Here is a 16919-nt window from a genome sequence, read left to right as displayed (position 1 = left end):
CAGACTACCTACCTCTGGCCTTAAGCGAAAGATCCAACGCTCGATAAGACTCAACCAGATTATCAAGAGTGGCTCGGTTCAAACCGCTGGGATTAGGCAAAATCCACACTTCAGTATCCCCAATGCTAATATCCTGTCTTCCCCATTTCGCCCCACGCTGGCTAAAGGCTTGCTCAAACGCCTGCTTACCCAACACAGCAAGAGCCATCGGCTGATAATCCTGCATTTTAGTCACCAGCTCACGCGCACCAGAGCGAAGCTCTTGCAGCTTAACTTCGCTTGCCTGAACCGTCGGTCGTTCGACTAACATCGTGATACCGCAGCGCGTATCAAGCAAATGCTGCTCTTCTTCAGGTTTGAGTTGTCGATCGGTAAAGCCAGCTAGATGTATCACCTTCCAGAAGCGGTTCCCGGGATGCGCAAAGTGGAATCCCGTATGCGCTGATGACCTACCTGGATTAATGCCGCAAAACACAACCCGCAATCCGGGTTGCAGGATATCGCTAATCATTACATTTCCTATAGTGATAGATTAAGAAGCAAACATAAGGGATTGATTCATCATTGTTTATAAAAACAGCAGATGTCACGCAATGACTGGATTGAAGCCCAAAGTTACATTATAATCCTGCGCCACGGCCCCTTAGCTCAGTGGTTAGAGCAGGCGACTCATAATCGCTTGGTCGCTGGTTCAAGTCCAGCAGGGGCCACCAAATAAAACAAGGACTTGCGAGAAATCGCAGGTCCTTTTGCTTTTCCGGGTGTATATAGAATATTTTCAGTAAGTCAGCATCGAGACCAATGGTTAATAAACAACCACATATCTCGGTTAAAATCGCCCATGATGTTCTTTGCAAAACGTAAAATGGTTCAGAGCGTGCGGAATACCTCTGAAAGATTGAATTTTTTATAATTCACTCGGTTTATGCTCCCGGCGGAAATCCTTTCATTCATTTCTTTTACAAAGTAATCGATATCATCACATTTATTATTATCAGGCAGATCGGTATAACGATAATCCCACCATTTTAATTTTAATAATTCATTGATTACATCTTGTTCGAATCTATATTTTATTACTTTTGCAGGAACCCCGGCGACTACTGAATAAGGTGGTACATCTTTAGTCACAACTGAATTAGCAGCGATAATCGCACCATCCCCGATAATTATTCCACCCTTAAGAACAACATCATTTCCAATCCATACATCATGGCCTATCACAGGATTTTTTGGCGCGGTGTTAAAAGGCTTCAATTCCCACTCACTACCAAACTCAGCGTGTGCAAACTTATCAAAATTACCATTATATGTGAGCATGTGCGTTGTGAATCTGTTCATGGGATGATCTCCCCCCATAATCTTCACATTGTTTGCAATGCTACAAAACCTGCCGATGTTTACGTTACCAGTAAAATGACAAGTTGGAAAAGAGAATGCCCCAACGCTCGAAAAATTTTTATGGGGCATCGTCGAATATTGCTCAGCAACAACATCTTCTTCAATTGTAACTTTCTCACCTTTGCTGAAAGTTAGAAAGTTCCGTTCTTTATATATTTTCTTACCTCTATGATTAAGGAAAATATCATTATCCAGGCAATATTCGTAATGCCTTTTAGTCCACCTGAACGTGTACCCTTTTTTATTATCTTCTATAAAATCAAAAAGTTTTATTTTCATATGGTTTAATGTTTTTTATATTCAACAGCAGGTAACTGATTATAATATTTAAGTTTAATATCCTGATGAAAGCGACAATAACATGCGTCTGGTCTCAGCTTCAAGCCAAGAAGTGTTGATAATCCTCTTTGCTTTTTTCTCATTAAGATCAATGCTGATGGTTGCTGATCAACTGGATCAATAAGGGTTTATCGAGAATGACGACTCAAGCATCTCCATCTACAAGTACGACATTCACCGCAGCCAGCATGCAATTCCTGAACAAGCTCGCGCAAAACAATTCGCGTGATTGGTTTAAAGACCATCAGGATGAATACGAGCATGTTGTCAGAACCCCTGCCCTGCGGTTTATCGAGCAGATGCAGCCCGGTATTTTTGCCATTTCATCGAAGCTCACCGCCGTGCCAAAAAAAGTGGGTGGCAGTCTGATGCGCCCTCAGCGGGACAGCCGTTTCAGCAAAGATAAAACACCCTACAAAACTAATGTTGGCATCCAGTTTCGTCATTTCCAGGGGAAGGATGTCCATGCCCCAGGATTTTATCTGCATATTGCTGAGGAAGGTTGCTTTATTGCCGCGGGTATCTGGCATCCGGAGTCAAAAGCTTTAAATGCAATTCGAGCCTGTATTGATGAAAATCCCAACGCGTATCAAAAGGCGTTAAAAACACTGCAAGACCAAGGATTTATCATGGATGGGGATAGTTTAATTCGCCCGCCAAAGGGCTATGAAAAAACGCATCCCCTATTAACTGAATTGAAACGTAAAGACTTTATCGCCGTCAAAAATATCGATTTTGAAGAGCTATGCAAACCAGGTGCTATCAATTTTTGCACTGAGCAATTTCAGTTTTGTGCACCGCTGATGGCATATCTGTGTTTTGCCCTTGAGCTGGATTTTTAGATTACTGCGAAAAAGTTGCCAAAACGTTAAATGCGTCACACTTACGGTGCTACACTACGCGGCTAAATTGAAAATCGTGCCGGGTGGAAAAATGAGTGAGCATAATGAGTGAGCATATAGATGGGATAAACGAACCGAGGGCCGTCACGCGGCCTAATTGGTCAGCGGTATTTGCCGTAGCATTTTGCGTGGCATGTTTGATTACCGTGGAGTTTTTGCCTGTCAGTCTGCTAACACCAATGGCACAAGAACTGGGAATATCCGAAGGTGTTGCCGGGCAATCCGTTACGGTCACCGCTTTTGTCGCGATGTTTGCCAGTCTCTTTGTCACAAGCGTTATTCGTTCAACCGACCGCCGCTTTGTGGTGTTTCTGTTCGCCATCCTGCTGACCCTCTCCTGCCTGTTGGTTTCGTTTGCTGAAAACTTCACGATGCTGTTGATTGGCCGCGCCTGTCTGGGGGTTGCGCTAGGTGGGTTTTGGGCGATGTCTGCCTCCTTAACTATGCGTCTGGTTCCAGCGCGCACGGTGCCAAAGGCGCTGTCGGTTATCTTTGGCGCGGTGTCCATCGCGCTGGTGATCGCCGCCCCGTTAGGTAGTTTCCTGGGGGGGATTATCGGCTGGCGTAATGTATTTAACGGCGCTGCGTTGATGGGTGTGGCCTGCATTATTTGGGTATGGAAAGCGCTACCGTCCCTGCCTGGCGAAACGACGCAAAAGAAGCAAAATATGTTTGGCCTGCTTAAACGCCCTGGCGTGCTGGCAGGTATGGCCGCGATTTTTACTGCTTTTGCAGGCCAGTTTGCCTTCTTCACTTATATTCGCCCTGTCTATACGACGCTGGCCGGATTCGACGTCGACGGTCTGACGCTGGTGCTGTTAAGTTTTGGTATCGCTAGTTTTGTCGGCACTTCACTTTCAGCAGTATTTCTCAAGCGCTCGTTGAAAGCGGCTCTGGCTATCGCACCGCTGATTCTGGCATTGAGCGCAATCACGCTGGTATTGTGGGGTTCGGATAAAATTGTTGCTTCTGCTATCGCCATTATCTGGGGCTTCGCCTTTGCTCTGATTCCAGTTGGATGGTCAACCTGGATCACCCGCTCACTTTCGGATCAGGCAGAAAAAGCAGGGTCGATTCAGGTCGCTGTCATTCAACTGGCAAATACCTGTGGTGCCGCGATTGGCGGCCTGGCGTTGGATAATCTCGGCCTGCTGTCACCATTAGTCCTGTCAGGCAGTTTAATGTTGTTAACAGCATTGTTAGTCGCCACGAAAGTGCGCGTGAAGTAAGGATTTTGGGTGGCGCATTGCCACCCTGAAAATCGCATTATCCGCGCCAGAAAGGCTTGTCCCCTAAAATCGTCGCACGATGCATGATGCGTCGAGCCGGAAGATAATCGGCGTTCGCATAATGCTGCGTGACTCGGTTATCCCAGATGGCAATGTCATTTTCCTGCCAACGCCAGCGCACCTGGAACTCGGGTTTTGTAATATGCGCGAAAAGGAATGAGAGCAGCGCATCACTCTCTTTTTGAGAGAGGTCGACAATCCGCGTTGTGAATCCTTCATTCACAAACAGCGCCTGCTTGCCACTTACCGGATGTGTTCGAATCACCGGATGCAGTAGCGGAGGATTTTTGACTACGGCTTCGCGCCAGCGCTGATGCTCTTCTTCGCTATCGAGATGTTTATACTCCGGGAATGATTTGCGGAAATCATGTTCTGCCTTCAGCCCTGAGAGCAAGCGCTTGAACGGTTCTGAAAGTGCCTCGAATGCGGCAATGCCACTGGTCCACAATGTATCACCACCGAATTCTGGAAGCTGTTTTGCTGCCAGTATCGCACCGGCTGGCGGCGTTTCGATGAACGTCACATCGGTGTGCCAGTTATCGTTATCAGGCGGGTTATCGTTGTGCGTATCCAGCACGATAATCTCTTCCACGCCTTGCGCATGCGGATAAACCGGGTGGATATGCAGATCGCCAAACCGCTGCGCCAGTGTACGCTGTTGAGCTGGCGTAATCGGCTGGTCGCGCAGGAACAACACCTGATGGCGGATTAACGCGTGATAAATCTGCTCAAACTGGTTATCGGTCAAACCGCGGCTCAGCGTGACACCAGTCACCTGCGCGCCAATGTATGGCCCCAACGGCAAAATATTCACTTTTTCACTCATTGCCCTTCTCCATGCCATGGGGTTAAGCGGCGCTGCAAGGCGCGTAAACCCAGTTCTAAACAAAATGCGATAACTGCAATCACGCCGATACCTGCAATCACTACGTCAGTTGCCAGAAATTCACCGGCGGACTGAACCATAAAACCTAATCCACGTGTGGCGGCGATAAGTTCAGCCGCAACCAGGGTTGACCAGCCAACGCCAAGCCCGATACGAAAACCGGTCAGAATTTCTGGCAGCGCGCCGGGTAAAATCACATGCCAGACCACCTGTAGGCGTGATGCGCCTAGTGCTTCGGCTGCCCGAACGCGTACCTGTTTCGCACTGCGCACGCCAGCCATCGTTGACATCGCAACCGGCGCGAATATCGCCAGGTAAATCAGCAAGATTTTCGATGTCTCCCCGATGCCAAACCAAATCACCATCAGCGGCAGATAAGCCAGTGGCGGCACCGGGCGATATAACTCAATTAACGGGTCGAGAATGCCGCGCACCGTTGGGCTAAGCCCCATCGCAATACCGACCGGAATGCCTATCAGCACCGCCGCCAGCAACGCGGTAAGAATGCGCAACAGGCTTGCGGCAAGATGCTGCCAGAGCGTGGCATCCATAAAACCTCGCGGCCCGGCGATGCTAATGAGTTTTGTCAGCACCTGGCCTGGAGGTGGTAAAAATAGCGGGCTAATCCACTGCTCAGCCGCGACCCACCACCACAACAAAATGATGGCGGTGAGTGTCGCAAGGCTTAGCGTAAGCTGGCGCGAGAACGGCCAACGCAACACCAGCCGTGTGCGGCGGGCTTTATCCTGAATAACGATGCTCATAAAAAGCCCTCACGTTGTTCAAACACCCGGCTCAGCACGTACTCACGCTTCGCGATAAATTCAGGGTCGGATTTGATGCTGCGGCATGGCTCGCCTTCCGTAAATCGACGGCCAAAATCAAGCGGCAAACGTTCCAGCACGCGCCCAGGCCCAGGAGAAAGCAGCACCAGTTCGGTCGCCAGGAAAACTGCTTCTTCAATATCATGTGTAATCAGCAGCACCTGACGGCGGCTTTCATGCCAGAGTTTTAGTAACAGTGTCTGCATCTGCTCGCGGGTAAATGCATCCAGCGCCCCAAAAGGTTCATCGAGCAATAATAGTTGCGGACGAGTGGCGAGCGCACGAGCAATTCCCACGCGCTGACGCTGCCCGCCGGAGAGTTGCCAGATGGCGCGTTTCGCCTTATCTTCCAGACCCACTTTGCGCAGCATATCAAGGGCAATTTCCTCACGCTGCGGCCTCGGTTGCCCGGCAAGTTGCAGGCCAAACGCGACGTTATCCAGCACCGTGCGCCACGGTAATAATCCTTCATGTTGGAACACCACGCCGCGCTCAGCGCCTGGCCCCGTAACCTGTTTACCCGCAAGCGTAATATTGCCTGAGTGGTAAGGAACAAAGCCCGCAATCAGGTTTAGCAGCGTAGTTTTCCCACAACCGGACGGGCCCAGGACCACCATCAACTCGCCCTCGTCCACCGTCAGATTGATATCATTGAGAACGGTTTTTCCGTCGTAATCTGCGCTTAAATGCGAAACCTGTAACATGGCTAACTCCTTACTGCGCCAGCGTTTTCACGAAACGGTCGGTGACGAATTGACTGTAATCCGTTTCTACCGCTGGGACTTTACCCTGCGCTTTCAGGAACTGCGCGGTATCGACAATCGCTTTATTTACCGGGCCGCTGAGCTGCTCAGTTTGTTGGCTGGCTGTTAGGTAGGTATTACCCTTCACCAGTACCGGAACGTCGCTTTCTGGCACGCCACTCAGACGAGAGAGTTTGCTCAGGTTGTCCGGCTGCTTCAGCCATTCATCAGGGTTATCGATATAGCTTTTCTGGGCAGCGAGAGCGCTTTTAGCAAAGGCTTCCACCACTTCCGGATGCTGCTGCGCGAAATCTTTACGCACTACCCAAACATCCAACGTTGGCGCGCCCCATTTGCCCACTTGCGCGGAGTCGGTCAACACAGTGCCATCTTTCTCCAGCTCGTTGACCGCCGGTGCCCAGACATATGCTCCGTCGATATCACCGCGCTGCCAGGCGGCAATTATTGCCGGTGGCTGAAGGTTCAGAATTTCAACCTGGCCGGGTTTTATTCCCCAGTGTTTGAGTGCTGCCAGCAGGCTGTAATGCGTGGTGGAAATGAACGGCACGGCAATACGCTTGCCAATCAAATCTTTCGGGTTGGTGATGCCTTTCTTTACAACCAGCGCTTCGGAGTTACCTAACTGCGAGGCGAGCAGGAACACTTCGATAGGCACTTTTTGGCTTGCTGCCACCGCAAGCGGGCTGGAGCCGATATTGCCAATCTGTACATCGCCCGATGCCAACGCACGCACAACACTTGCGCCGCTGTCGAACTTACGCCATTCCACTTTTGCGCCGCTATCTTTGGCAAAAGCGTTATCAGCCTGCGCGACTTTGGCGGGTTCAGCGGATGTTTGATATGCCACGGTGACATCCACAGCGAAGACCGGCGTTGCGATAAGGGCTAGTGCTGCCAGCCAGAGAGAATGTCGTTTCGCTACCATGATGAGTGCTCCTGTATTTTTGATAGGAACAGTATTTCTAATGGCGAGAATTAGATAAAAGAATTAAAAATTATCGCTAATGCGTTTATGTTTTTAGATGAATTTTGGGGAAGGATAGTTGGGGGATGGGAATCGAAATGGGGTGGTATTCAGGAGAAAGATACGGGCCAAAAGGCCCGTAGTGATCATGTATTAACTCAGACTTATCAGCTATGTATCGCCGTTTTGATTGCAGCAACGTCTATTTTCTTCATCGTCATCATCGCTTCAAACGCGCGCCTGGCAGTGTCTCCGCCTGTAGCCAAAGCTTCGGTCAGCACGCGCGGGGTGATTTGCCAGCTAATACCCCATTTATCTTTGCACCAGCCGCATTCGCTTTCCTGACCACCGTTGTCGACAATTGCGTTCCAGTAGCGATCCGTTTCTGCCTGATCTTCTGTCGAAATCTGGAAGGAAAAAGCTTCGCTATGTTTGAAATGTGGTCCGCCGTTGAGGCCGATGCATGACACACCCGCAACGACAAACTCGACAACGATTGTGTCTCCAGCTTTTCCATCCGGATAGTCGCCGGGGGCGGGGATAACTGCACCTACGCTGCTGTCTGGAAAGGTTGCAGCATAGAAATGAGCGGCGGCTTCCGCGTCATGGTCGTACCAAAGACAGATAGTATTCTTAGCCATAAGTTAGCCTGCTTGTCATGTTCTCAGTTCCGATAACCGTACCCGCAGTGCCTTATTAGCATTGCGCCTTTTATGTTTTACCACCCATAAGTATGTACCGGATGTGATTCATGTGGCTGAAAGAGGTGTGTTCTGTGCTCTGTATCGCTTAACGGATTTGCATAAATTACAGACAGCAAAAAGCCCTGTACGTCAGTACAGGGCTTTACACTTATTTGGAGCCTGGCAGTTCCCTACTCTCGCATGGGGAGACCCCACACTACCATCGGCGCTACGGCGTTTCACTTCTGAGTTCGGCATGGGGTCAGGTGGGACCACCGCGCTACTGCCGCCAGGCATATTCTGTTTCATCAACCGTTATGCTGTTCACACAACCATCGACTTAAAATCTCGGTTCAAGCTGAAAATCAAATGCTTAGTCTCTCAACCAAAACACCTTCGGTGTTGTAAGGTTAAGCCTCACGGATCATTAGTACTGGTTAGCTCAACGTATCGCTACGCTTACACACCCAGCCTATCAACGTCGTAGTCTTCAACGTTCCTTCAGGACCCTTAAAGGGTCAGGGAGAACTCATCTCGGGGCAAGTTTCGCGCTTAGATGCTTTCAGCGCTTATCTTTTCCGCATTTAGCTACCGGGCAATGCCATTGGCATGACAACCCGAACACCAGTGATGCGTCCACTCCGGTCCTCTCGTACTAGGAGCAGCCCCCCTCAATTCTCCAGCGCCCACGGCAGATAGGGACCGAACTGTCTCACGACGTTCTAAACCCAGCTCGCGTACCACTTTAAATGGCGAACAGCCATACCCTTGGGACCTACTTCAGCCCCAGGATGTGATGAGCCGACATCGAGGTGCCAAACACCGCCGTCGATATGAACTCTTGGGCGGTATCAGCCTGTTATCCCCGGAGTACCTTTTATCCGTTGAGCGATGGCCCTTCCATTCAGAACCACCGGATCACTAAGACCTGCTTTCGCACCTGCTCGAGCCGTCACTCTCGCAGTCAAGCTAGCTTATGCCTTTGCACTAACCTCACGATGTCCGACCGTGATTAGCTAACCTTCGTGCTCCTCCGTTACGCTTTAGGAGGAGACCGCCCCAGTCAAACTACCCACCAGACACTGTCCGCAACCCGGATCACGGGTCTACGTTAGAACATCAAACATTAAAGGGTGGTATTTCAAGGTTGGCTCCATGCAGACTGGCGTCCACACTTCAAAGCCTCCCACCTATCCTACACATCAAGGCTCAATGTTCAGTGTCAAGCTATAGTAAAGGTTCACGGGGTCTTTCCGTCTTGCCGCGGGTACACTGCATCTTCACAGCGATTTCAATTTCACTGAGTCTCGGGTGGAGACAGCCTGGCCATCATTACGCCATTCGTGCAGGTCGGAACTTACCCGACAAGGAATTTCGCTACCTTAGGACCGTTATAGTTACGGCCGCCGTTTACCGGGGCTTCGATCAAGAGCTTCAGCTTGCGCTTAACCCCATCAATTAACCTTCCGGCACCGGGCAGGCGTCACACCGTATACGTCCACTTTCGTGTTTGCACAGTGCTGTGTTTTTAATAAACAGTTGCAGCCAGCTGGTATCTTCGACTGCCTTCAGCTCCATCCGCGAGGGACTTCACCTACCGACAGCGTGCCTTCTCCCGAAGTTACGGCACCATTTTGCCTAGTTCCTTCACCCGAGTTCTCTCAAGCGCCTTGGTATTCTCTACCTGACCACCTGTGTCGGTTTGGGGTACGATTCGTTGTTACCTGATGCTTAGAGGCTTTTCCTGGAAGTGCGGCATTTGTTACTTCAGCACCGTAGTGCCTCGTCATCACACCTCAGCGTTAGATAAGAGTCCGGATTTACCTAAACTCTCCGCCTACATGCTTAAACCGGGACAACCGTCGCCCGGCTAACATAGCCCTCTCCGTCCCCCCTTCGCAGTAACACCGAGTACAGGAATATTAACCTGTTTCCCATCGACTACGCCTTTCGGCCTCGCCTTAGGGGTCGACTCACCCTGCCCCGATTAACGTTGGACAGGAACCCTTGGTCTTCCGGCGAGCGGGTTTTTCACCCGCTTTATCGTTACTTATGTCAGCATTCGCACTTCTGATACCTCCACCAGACCTCACAGTCCAGCTTCAACGGCTTACAGAACGCTCCCCTACCCAACAACGCATAAGCGTCGCTGCCGCAGCTTCGGTGCATGGTTTAGCCCCGTTACATCTTCCGCGCAGGCCGACTCGACCAGTGAGCTATTACGCTTTCTTTAAATGATGGCTGCTTCTAAGCCAACATCCTGGCTGTCTGTGCCTTCCCACATCGTTTCCCACTTAACCATGACTTTGGGACCTTAGCTGGCGGTCTGGGTTGTTTCCCTCTTCACGACGGACGTTAGCACCCGCCGTGTGTCTCCCGTGATAACATTCTTCGGTATTCGTAGTTTGCATCGGGTTGGTAAGCCGGGATGGCCCCCTAGCCGAAACAGTGCTCTACCCCCGAAGATGAGTTCACGAGGCGCTACCTAAATAGCTTTCGGGGAGAACCAGCTATCTCCCGGTTTGATTGGCCTTTCACCCCCAGCCACAAGTCATCCGCTAATTTTTCAACATTAGTCGGTTCGGTCCTCCAGTTAGTGTTACCCAACCTTCAACCTGCCCATGGCTAGATCACCGGGTTTCGGGTCTATACCCTGCAACTTAACGCCCAGTTAAGACTCGGTTTCCCTGCGGCTCCCCTATACGGTTAACCTTGCTACAGAATATAAGTCGCTGACCCATTATACAAAAGGTACGCAGTCACCCCATAAAAGAGGCTCCCACTGCTTGTACGTACACGGTTTCAGGTTCTGTTTCACTCCCCTCGCCGGGGTTCTTTTCGCCTTTCCCTCACGGTACTGGTTCACTATCGGTCAGTCAGGAGTATTTAGCCTTGGAGGATGGTCCCCCCATATTCAGACAGGATACCACGTGTCCCGCCCTACTCTTCGAGTTCACAGCATGTGCATTTTTGTGTACGGGAGTATCACCCTGTACCCTGCGACTTTCCAGACGCTTCCACTAATACACAAACTGATTCAGACTCTGGGCTGCTCCCCGTTCGCTCGCCGCTACTGGGGGAATCTCGGTTGATTTCTTTTCCTCGGGGTACTTAGATGTTTCAGTTCCCCCGGTTCGCTTCGTTAAGCTATGTATTCACTTAACGATAGTGCAACGAATTGCACTGGGTTTCCCCATTCGGAAATCGTCGGTTATAACGGTTCATATCACCTTACCGACGCTTATCGCAGATTAGCACGTCCTTCATCGCCTCTGACTGCCAGGGCATCCACCGTGTACGCTTAGTCGCTTAACCTCACAACCCGAAGATGTCTCGTGAGACACAATCGATGTTGTGAAAATTTGAGAGACTCGAACATATCGTATTCCCATTCCTTATTACGGAGGAATGAGACGACATGTCGTTTCAATTTTCAGCTTGTTCCGGATTTTTAAAGAGCAATATCTCAAACGTGACTCGAAAGTCAGTTTTGAGATATTTATTGATAATGTCTTTCACATCATTATCGAAGATGGCGTCCCCAAGGGGATTCGAACCCCTGTTACAGCCGTGAAAGGGCAGTGTCCTGGGCCTCTAGACGATGGGGACACGAATGATCCTTTGCAGGATATCGCTTTTTGCTCATTTACTTCTATCAGACAATCTGTGTGAGCACTACGCAAGTTCGTATCTTTCAGGTAAGGAGGTGATCCAACCGCAGGTTCCCCTACGGTTACCTTGTTACGACTTCACCCCAGTCATGAATCACAAAGTGGTAAGCGCCCTCCCGAAGGTTAAGCTACCTACTTCTTTTGCAACCCACTCCCATGGTGTGACGGGCGGTGTGTACAAGGCCCGGGAACGTATTCACCGTAGCATTCTGATCTACGATTACTAGCGATTCCGACTTCACGGAGTCGAGTTGCAGACTCCGATCCGGACTACGACGCACTTTATGAGGTCCGCTTGCTCTCGCGAGGTCGCTTCTCTTTGTATGCGCCATTGTAGCACGTGTGTAGCCCTACTCGTAAGGGCCATGATGACTTGACGTCATCCCCACCTTCCTCCAGTTTATCACTGGCAGTCTCCTTTGAGTTCCCGGCCGAACCGCTGGCAACAAAGGATAAGGGTTGCGCTCGTTGCGGGACTTAACCCAACATTTCACAACACGAGCTGACGACAGCCATGCAGCACCTGTCTCACGGTTCCCGAAGGCACTAAGGCATCTCTGCCGAATTCCGTGGATGTCAAGAGTAGGTAAGGTTCTTCGCGTTGCATCGAATTAAACCACATGCTCCACCGCTTGTGCGGGCCCCCGTCAATTCATTTGAGTTTTAACCTTGCGGCCGTACTCCCCAGGCGGTCGACTTAACGCGTTAGCTCCGGAAGCCACTCCTCAAGGGAACAACCTCCAAGTCGACATCGTTTACGGCGTGGACTACCAGGGTATCTAATCCTGTTTGCTCCCCACGCTTTCGCACCTGAGCGTCAGTCTTTGTCCAGGGGGCCGCCTTCGCCACCGGTATTCCTCCAGATCTCTACGCATTTCACCGCTACACCTGGAATTCTACCCCCCTCTACAAGACTCTAGCCTGCCAGTTTCGAATGCAGTTCCCAGGTTGAGCCCGGGGATTTCACATCCGACTTGACAGACCGCCTGCGTGCGCTTTACGCCCAGTAATTCCGATTAACGCTTGCACCCTCCGTATTACCGCGGCTGCTGGCACGGAGTTAGCCGGTGCTTCTTCTGCGAGTAACGTCAATCACTGCGGTTATTAACCACAATGCCTTCCTCCTCGCTGAAAGTACTTTACAACCCGAAGGCCTTCTTCATACACGCGGCATGGCTGCATCAGGCTTGCGCCCATTGTGCAATATTCCCCACTGCTGCCTCCCGTAGGAGTCTGGACCGTGTCTCAGTTCCAGTGTGGCTGGTCATCCTCTCAGACCAGCTAGGGATCGTCGCCTAGGTGAGCCATTACCTCACCTACTAGCTAATCCCATCTGGGCACATCTGATGGCAAGAGGCCCGAAGGTCCCCCTCTTTGGTCCGAAGACGTTATGCGGTATTAGCTACCGTTTCCAGTAGTTATCCCCCTCCATCAGGCAGTTTCCCAGACATTACTCACCCGTCCGCCGCTCGTCACCCAGGAGCAAGCTCCCTGTGCTACCGCTCGACTTGCATGTGTTAGGCCTGCCGCCAGCGTTCAATCTGAGCCATGATCAAACTCTTCAATTAAAAGCTTGATTTGCTTCAACTCGTGAAGCGGTGCTCAAAAATTAACTTTCGTAATAATTCAACTAAATGAATTACTGCTTGGTCACTCTTCAAGACTTGATATTTTTTTGATACCCGAAGGTATCTGAGATATCAATCCTGCGAGTGCCCACACAGATTGTCTGATAAATTGTTAAAGAGCAGTGAGTTACGCGCTTTCGCTTGCTAACTCGAGGTGGCGTATATTACGCTTTCCTCTTTCAGAGTCAACCCTTAATTTCAGGATATTTGACTCTCATCGCCGCCGTGACTCTGTGATGTTGTTCACATGTTCCGTGTCGATGGAGGCGCATTATAGGGAGTTCTTCTGAGGCTGCAACCCTAAATATGCAGTAATTTGACTGACTGCTGCATTCCACAGCAAAACCCCGCCTTATACGCAGTTGTGCACAAAGTTATCCACAAAACTGGTCGACTCCCCTTAATAACCTCACCTTCTGGGTTAAAACGGCAAAAAAATTAGCTGGCAAAAAGGAGGCGCCCATATACGAACTCCGCCTGGGCAAAATACGCTGAAGCCTGACGCAGAATGTCATTGCTGCGACGCAGTTCCCGGTTCTCACGCTCCAGTTCTTTCAGATGCTGGCTTCGCTGGCTGTCAGTGCCAGATATTGCTCATCAGCGGGCTCTTGCTGACATATCCAGATGCGGAATGTCTTGGGAGCGCAGCCGATCTTAGGGGCAATGGAGCAGAAAGCAGCCCATTGTGAGTTGTAGGTGTTCTGCTTTTCCAGAACCATGCGAAAAGCGCGTTGACGAACTTCTGGGGGAAATCGGTTGTGTTTTATCATCATGGTTACCTCTCTCAAAGAGTGTAGTATCCAGGATTACCGGGGCGGTTCAGATACCTTTCTGTTCCAGGCAACAGAACCATCAATCAACCAGACACAAACCTGAAAAACAGATTTGGCAATATCGATACCAATAACTTTGATCGTTTTCATATGATGCTCTCCCGGATTAATGCAGTCAGCAAGGTACTGACTACCTTGGGAATGGGCGTCCATCACATCACTACAGTTACACTGAGATAATCTGATAATCATTATCATGGAGATGGCTTCACGTTGCTGTTGCTGTTGCTGATGAAGACATTACTAACATCGCAGTGTGTTAATCAACGGGGAGATAGTCACTCGCCTTATATTCTAATTAATTGAATCATTTAATAAAATTTTCCGTTATTTCACGGTCGGAGAGGTCTGCTCAGCGCCACTACATTCTTCCGCATAGACCAGCACGTCTTTAAGGTATTTCCCTATTTTGATCACTTCAGTTAGGTGCCACGCACCGTTTGGGTCGATGAAAGTATTGAAATCGTACTTTCCTCGTATGTTGACCGTCAAAACCGCGTCAGTGTAGAAATGATTGCACTTTGATTTTGAGAGGAAAATGCAAAGGGAGCCACGATTCTTTTATTTTGCAGATATTTTCCGTCCTGCAATCACGGAAGTGATGATCTTCGTAATTTTGGAGTCAGCCAGAAAGCCCTCGCTGAAGTGGGCTTTGTTTTCCCGGATAAAACCTTTCAGGGCGTTGTAGGTTCGCAGTCGGTACACACCGAGTTCTGGCAGCGAGGCTTTCAGGTTGAAATGGTGCTTTTTGATGATAGTTTCCACTTCACTGAATATTGTAGGGGCAGTTGGCTCGGTCTCAATAAAGGAGGACGGAATACGGTTCGCCTCCTCTTTCAGCAGACGGTCGATAAGGTCGTTGGTCACTCCAGTGCTCTCGCCGAGGACAAAGAAGAGATCCCAGGCAAAGCGCTCAAGCTGGCGGAAGTTTCCTGGCCAAGGGGCGCGCAATATTTTCTCAATGACACCCTCATCATAAACTGTGAAAAGCTGCGACAGCGCCTGTTTCGCTTTTCCATCGCTGGCAAAGGCGGGCAGATCAAAGGATTTCCATCGGTAGAGCGTCAGGATGTGGGTTAACAACGCGCGGGCGTTATCTTGTGCAAACAGATTATTAAGGGATTTGAATTTCACCACGTCGCGGATGCGGTGAAATAGATCGCGGCGCAACCGGCCTTCGGCCAGCAGGCGCGAGACGGGCTCATTGACGGCGAGTACCACCTTGACATCGTATTTTCTCTTTACCGCATCATCCCCCACTCTACTGATCCAGACCTCATTGCTGATGGCAGAGAGTAAATCCAGTAGCTGTGTTTGTGAGGCCAGACTTGCGCTTTGCAGCTCATCAAGGAAGAGCACGCCGTTGTGTGCTTCTTCAAAAAAACCTTTTTTTTCGGTTGCGTCGGTAAATACACCTTTTATTGAACCTCGCATACGAGTTTCCAGCAATGTTTCACTGACGGCGGCAAGGTTGATTTCAACCATCGCTTTACCCATCTTCGTGGCTAGATGTTTTGCCGCGGCACTTTTTCCGGTACCCGTATCCCCCTCAATAAGCAAGGGACCGGGCTTGATGTGGATACCGGTGTCTTCATCCATTCGTAGCTGCGAGTTTCTGGCGAACAGTGATGCTAACACGGTACGAAAGATTGAATCTTCACCACCGGCCTTGTGCCCCGATTTTGCCAGTGCGATAGAAGTATTGCCTGCACTAAGCAATGCCGAAAGCGAGCGGATAAATTCGTTACGATCATCCGCCTGATGTAGCGCTGAGCCTGATGGGGAGCTATCAGGTAGTAAAAAAATGGTTTTTCGCGTCACGATTGCTCGTGCTTGGCTGACAAAAAGGTGATCATTAAGCCGGTCGTAGGGATCCGTTATGAGGGTGGCAGGAAAAGAATCGCGCTCGTTTTGCAAAACAACACCAGGTCCTTGAACTGCAATGAACTCGATCCACTGCAAAAAGTCCGGGTACGTTTTCGCCAGCGCTTTGATATTTTCCTGTTCCAGGAGCAATTTCAGCACCTGCTTCCATTCGTTCATCACGGCTTGCGAAATCATATCGGTGATATCACGGGTAAGCGAAATCATCTGTTGGGAAGTGGGTTCCGGGCTGACCTGATGCCAATAAGGTGCCAAATTGGCGGGGCATTTTTCAACACTAAAATTGAGAACCCGGACATCCATGATTTCGATTTCATCATCAAGTAAGACACTAAATGATGATTCCACCACTCAACGATGAAGTCAACATAAAGCACATGATAATTAACACATTGATAAATAGCATTTAATTTTAATTTAAAAAGTTGGCACGCAATTCGCTATAGGAATATCACTACCCACAACTGAAGAGATACAACGATGAATATCCAAATTGCGAGTCCGGACCATATCAGTAAACTGTTAGCCTTTATTGCCGTAAAAGCCAAAGGGACTCGCTTCGAAATCCCTGCCAGTTTATTGCACAGCGTTGAGAGCGAACTGCGTGTTTTCTGCAAAGCACGTCGTATTACAGTTCAGTTTAAAGATGCGTCAACCGAGCGTGTCATTGTCTTTTGTGCCGCAGGAGCGGCAACCGGCACGGTGGTGGGTGCGATGTGCGGCGGCGTGTTCGGCGCGTTGAGCGGTGCTCTGCTCGGGAGCGCAGCAGGGGCCGCTTTAGCACAAGTGCGTATTACCGTTTATCCGGCAGCCGACAGCAACAACCTTGTCCTGGCGTTAGCCTAACTTTT

Annotated in this window: 11 protein-coding genes, 2 tRNA genes, 3 rRNA genes and 1 pseudogene; 4 read left to right on the top strand and 13 right to left on the bottom strand. The window is 50.0% G+C overall.

Annotated features, from left to right (window positions below; genetic code table 11):
* Positions 1-4: 4 nt before the first annotated feature.
* Positions 5-511, bottom strand: a complete 507-nt coding sequence (gene mug, locus AC0IWZ_RS02140) for a G/U mismatch-specific DNA glycosylase (RefSeq protein ID WP_034493185.1) — start codon at positions 509-511, stop codon at positions 5-7.
* 126 nt (positions 512-637) lie between these two features.
* Here mug and AC0IWZ_RS02135 point away from each other — a divergent pair.
* Positions 638-713: transfer RNA gene (locus tag AC0IWZ_RS02135), tRNA-Ile, on the top strand.
* 157 nt (positions 714-870) lie between these two features.
* Here the strand turns inward: AC0IWZ_RS02135 and AC0IWZ_RS02130 are convergent.
* Positions 871-1680 carry a CatB-related O-acetyltransferase gene (locus AC0IWZ_RS02130; protein WP_471678242.1) on the bottom strand — a complete coding sequence of 270 codons (810 nt, stop codon included), beginning with the start codon at positions 1678-1680 and terminating at the stop codon, positions 871-873.
* A 197-nt stretch (positions 1681-1877) separates the two neighbouring features.
* Between AC0IWZ_RS02130 and AC0IWZ_RS02125 the strand changes: the two genes are divergently transcribed.
* Together AC0IWZ_RS02125 and nepI are read left to right on the top strand one after the other, a co-directional pair.
* Entirely contained in the window at positions 1878-2582 is a 705-nt protein-coding gene (locus tag AC0IWZ_RS02125; RefSeq protein WP_471678243.1) for a DUF2461 domain-containing protein, read from the top strand.
* Positions 2583-2686: 104 nt separating this feature from the next.
* Positions 2687-3871, top strand: coding sequence for a purine ribonucleoside efflux pump NepI (gene nepI, locus AC0IWZ_RS02120; protein ID WP_471678244.1), 1185 nt, complete (start codon positions 2687-2689; stop codon positions 3869-3871).
* A gap of 37 nt (positions 3872-3908) precedes the next feature.
* Here nepI and tauD read toward each other — a convergent pair whose 3' ends face one another.
* The 11 genes and pseudogenes from tauD to AC0IWZ_RS02065 form a co-directional block, all read right to left on the bottom strand.
* Positions 3909-4757: a taurine dioxygenase gene (gene tauD, locus AC0IWZ_RS02115; RefSeq protein ID WP_034493169.1), complete on the bottom strand. Its 849-nt coding sequence runs from the start codon at positions 4755-4757 to the stop codon at positions 3909-3911.
* A complete protein-coding gene (gene tauC, locus AC0IWZ_RS02110; protein ID WP_471678245.1) occupies positions 4754-5581 on the bottom strand; it encodes a taurine ABC transporter permease TauC in 828 nt (275 codons plus the stop codon). The genes tauD and tauC overlap by 4 nt, the downstream gene beginning before the upstream one ends.
* Positions 5578-6345 (bottom strand): taurine ABC transporter ATP-binding subunit, encoded by a 768-nt coding sequence (gene tauB / locus AC0IWZ_RS02105; protein ID WP_115631076.1) that lies wholly within the window; start codon positions 6343-6345, stop codon positions 5578-5580. The genes tauC and tauB overlap by 4 nt, the downstream gene beginning before the upstream one ends.
* Positions 6346-6355: 10 nt before the next feature.
* The gene (tauA, locus tag AC0IWZ_RS02100; RefSeq protein ID WP_034493165.1) at positions 6356-7330 is read right to left on the bottom strand and encodes a taurine ABC transporter substrate-binding protein; all 975 of its coding nucleotides are present in this window, start codon (positions 7328-7330) and stop codon (positions 6356-6358) included.
* Between the two features lie 206 nt (positions 7331-7536).
* Complete coding sequence (locus tag AC0IWZ_RS02095) at positions 7537-8010, bottom strand: VOC family protein (RefSeq protein WP_034493164.1); 474 nt, start codon at positions 8008-8010, stop codon at positions 7537-7539.
* A gap of 220 nt (positions 8011-8230) precedes the next feature.
* Positions 8231-8346: ribosomal RNA gene (gene rrf, locus AC0IWZ_RS02090) — 5S ribosomal RNA — on the bottom strand.
* Positions 8347-8458: 112 nt separating this feature from the next.
* Positions 8459-11367, bottom strand: a 23S ribosomal RNA gene (locus AC0IWZ_RS02085).
* Positions 11368-11585: 218 nt separating this feature from the next.
* Positions 11586-11661 (bottom strand) — tRNA-Glu (locus AC0IWZ_RS02080).
* Between the two features lie 90 nt (positions 11662-11751).
* Positions 11752-13291 (bottom strand): 16S ribosomal RNA (locus AC0IWZ_RS02075).
* The 16S, 23S and 5S rRNA genes sit together here with 1 tRNA gene alongside, the layout of an rRNA operon.
* A 691-nt stretch (positions 13292-13982) precedes the next feature.
* Positions 13983-14121, bottom strand: a pseudogene (locus tag AC0IWZ_RS02070) (IS3 family transposase); the annotation flags it as partial.
* Between the two features lie 624 nt (positions 14122-14745).
* Positions 14746-16416 (bottom strand): sigma 54-interacting transcriptional regulator, encoded by a 1671-nt coding sequence (locus AC0IWZ_RS02065; protein WP_471678246.1) that lies wholly within the window; start codon positions 16414-16416, stop codon positions 14746-14748.
* A 132-nt stretch (positions 16417-16548) separates the two neighbouring features.
* On the opposite strand from AC0IWZ_RS02065, the gene AC0IWZ_RS02060 reads away from it, so the two are divergent.
* Positions 16549-16914, top strand: coding sequence for a hypothetical protein (locus AC0IWZ_RS02060; RefSeq protein WP_413536264.1), 366 nt, complete (start codon positions 16549-16551; stop codon positions 16912-16914).
* Positions 16915-16919: the final 5 nt, after the last annotated feature.

Source organism: Buttiauxella sp. AC142 (assembly GCF_979253435.1).
Note: the sequence above shows the minus strand (reverse complement) of the source record. Positions and strands in the feature narration are given on the sequence as shown.

Excerpts from the sequence above, each read along its gene's own strand:
- tauD (WP_034493169.1), bottom strand. The coding sequence starts at position 4,757 with ATGAGTGAAAAAGTGAATATTTTGCCGTTGGGGCCATACATTGGCGCG.
- AC0IWZ_RS02060 (WP_413536264.1), top strand. The coding sequence starts at position 16,549 with ATGAATATCCAAATTGCGAGTCCGGACCATATCAGTAAACTGTTAGCC.
- tauA (WP_034493165.1), bottom strand. The coding sequence starts at position 7,330 with ATGGTAGCGAAACGACATTCTCTCTGGCTGGCAGCACTAGCCCTTATC.
- tauB (WP_115631076.1), bottom strand. The coding sequence starts at position 6,345 with ATGTTACAGGTTTCGCATTTAAGCGCAGATTACGACGGAAAAACCGTT.
- mug (WP_034493185.1), bottom strand. The coding sequence starts at position 511 with ATGATTAGCGATATCCTGCAACCCGGATTGCGGGTTGTGTTTTGCGGC.
- AC0IWZ_RS02095 (WP_034493164.1), bottom strand. The coding sequence starts at position 8,010 with ATGGCTAAGAATACTATCTGTCTTTGGTACGACCATGACGCGGAAGCC.
- nepI (WP_471678244.1), top strand. The coding sequence starts at position 2,687 with ATGAGTGAGCATATAGATGGGATAAACGAACCGAGGGCCGTCACGCGG.
- AC0IWZ_RS02130 (WP_471678242.1), bottom strand. The coding sequence starts at position 1,680 with ATGAAAATAAAACTTTTTGATTTTATAGAAGATAATAAAAAAGGGTAC.
- AC0IWZ_RS02125 (WP_471678243.1), top strand. The coding sequence starts at position 1,878 with ATGACGACTCAAGCATCTCCATCTACAAGTACGACATTCACCGCAGCC.
- tauC (WP_471678245.1), bottom strand. The coding sequence starts at position 5,581 with ATGAGCATCGTTATTCAGGATAAAGCCCGCCGCACACGGCTGGTGTTG.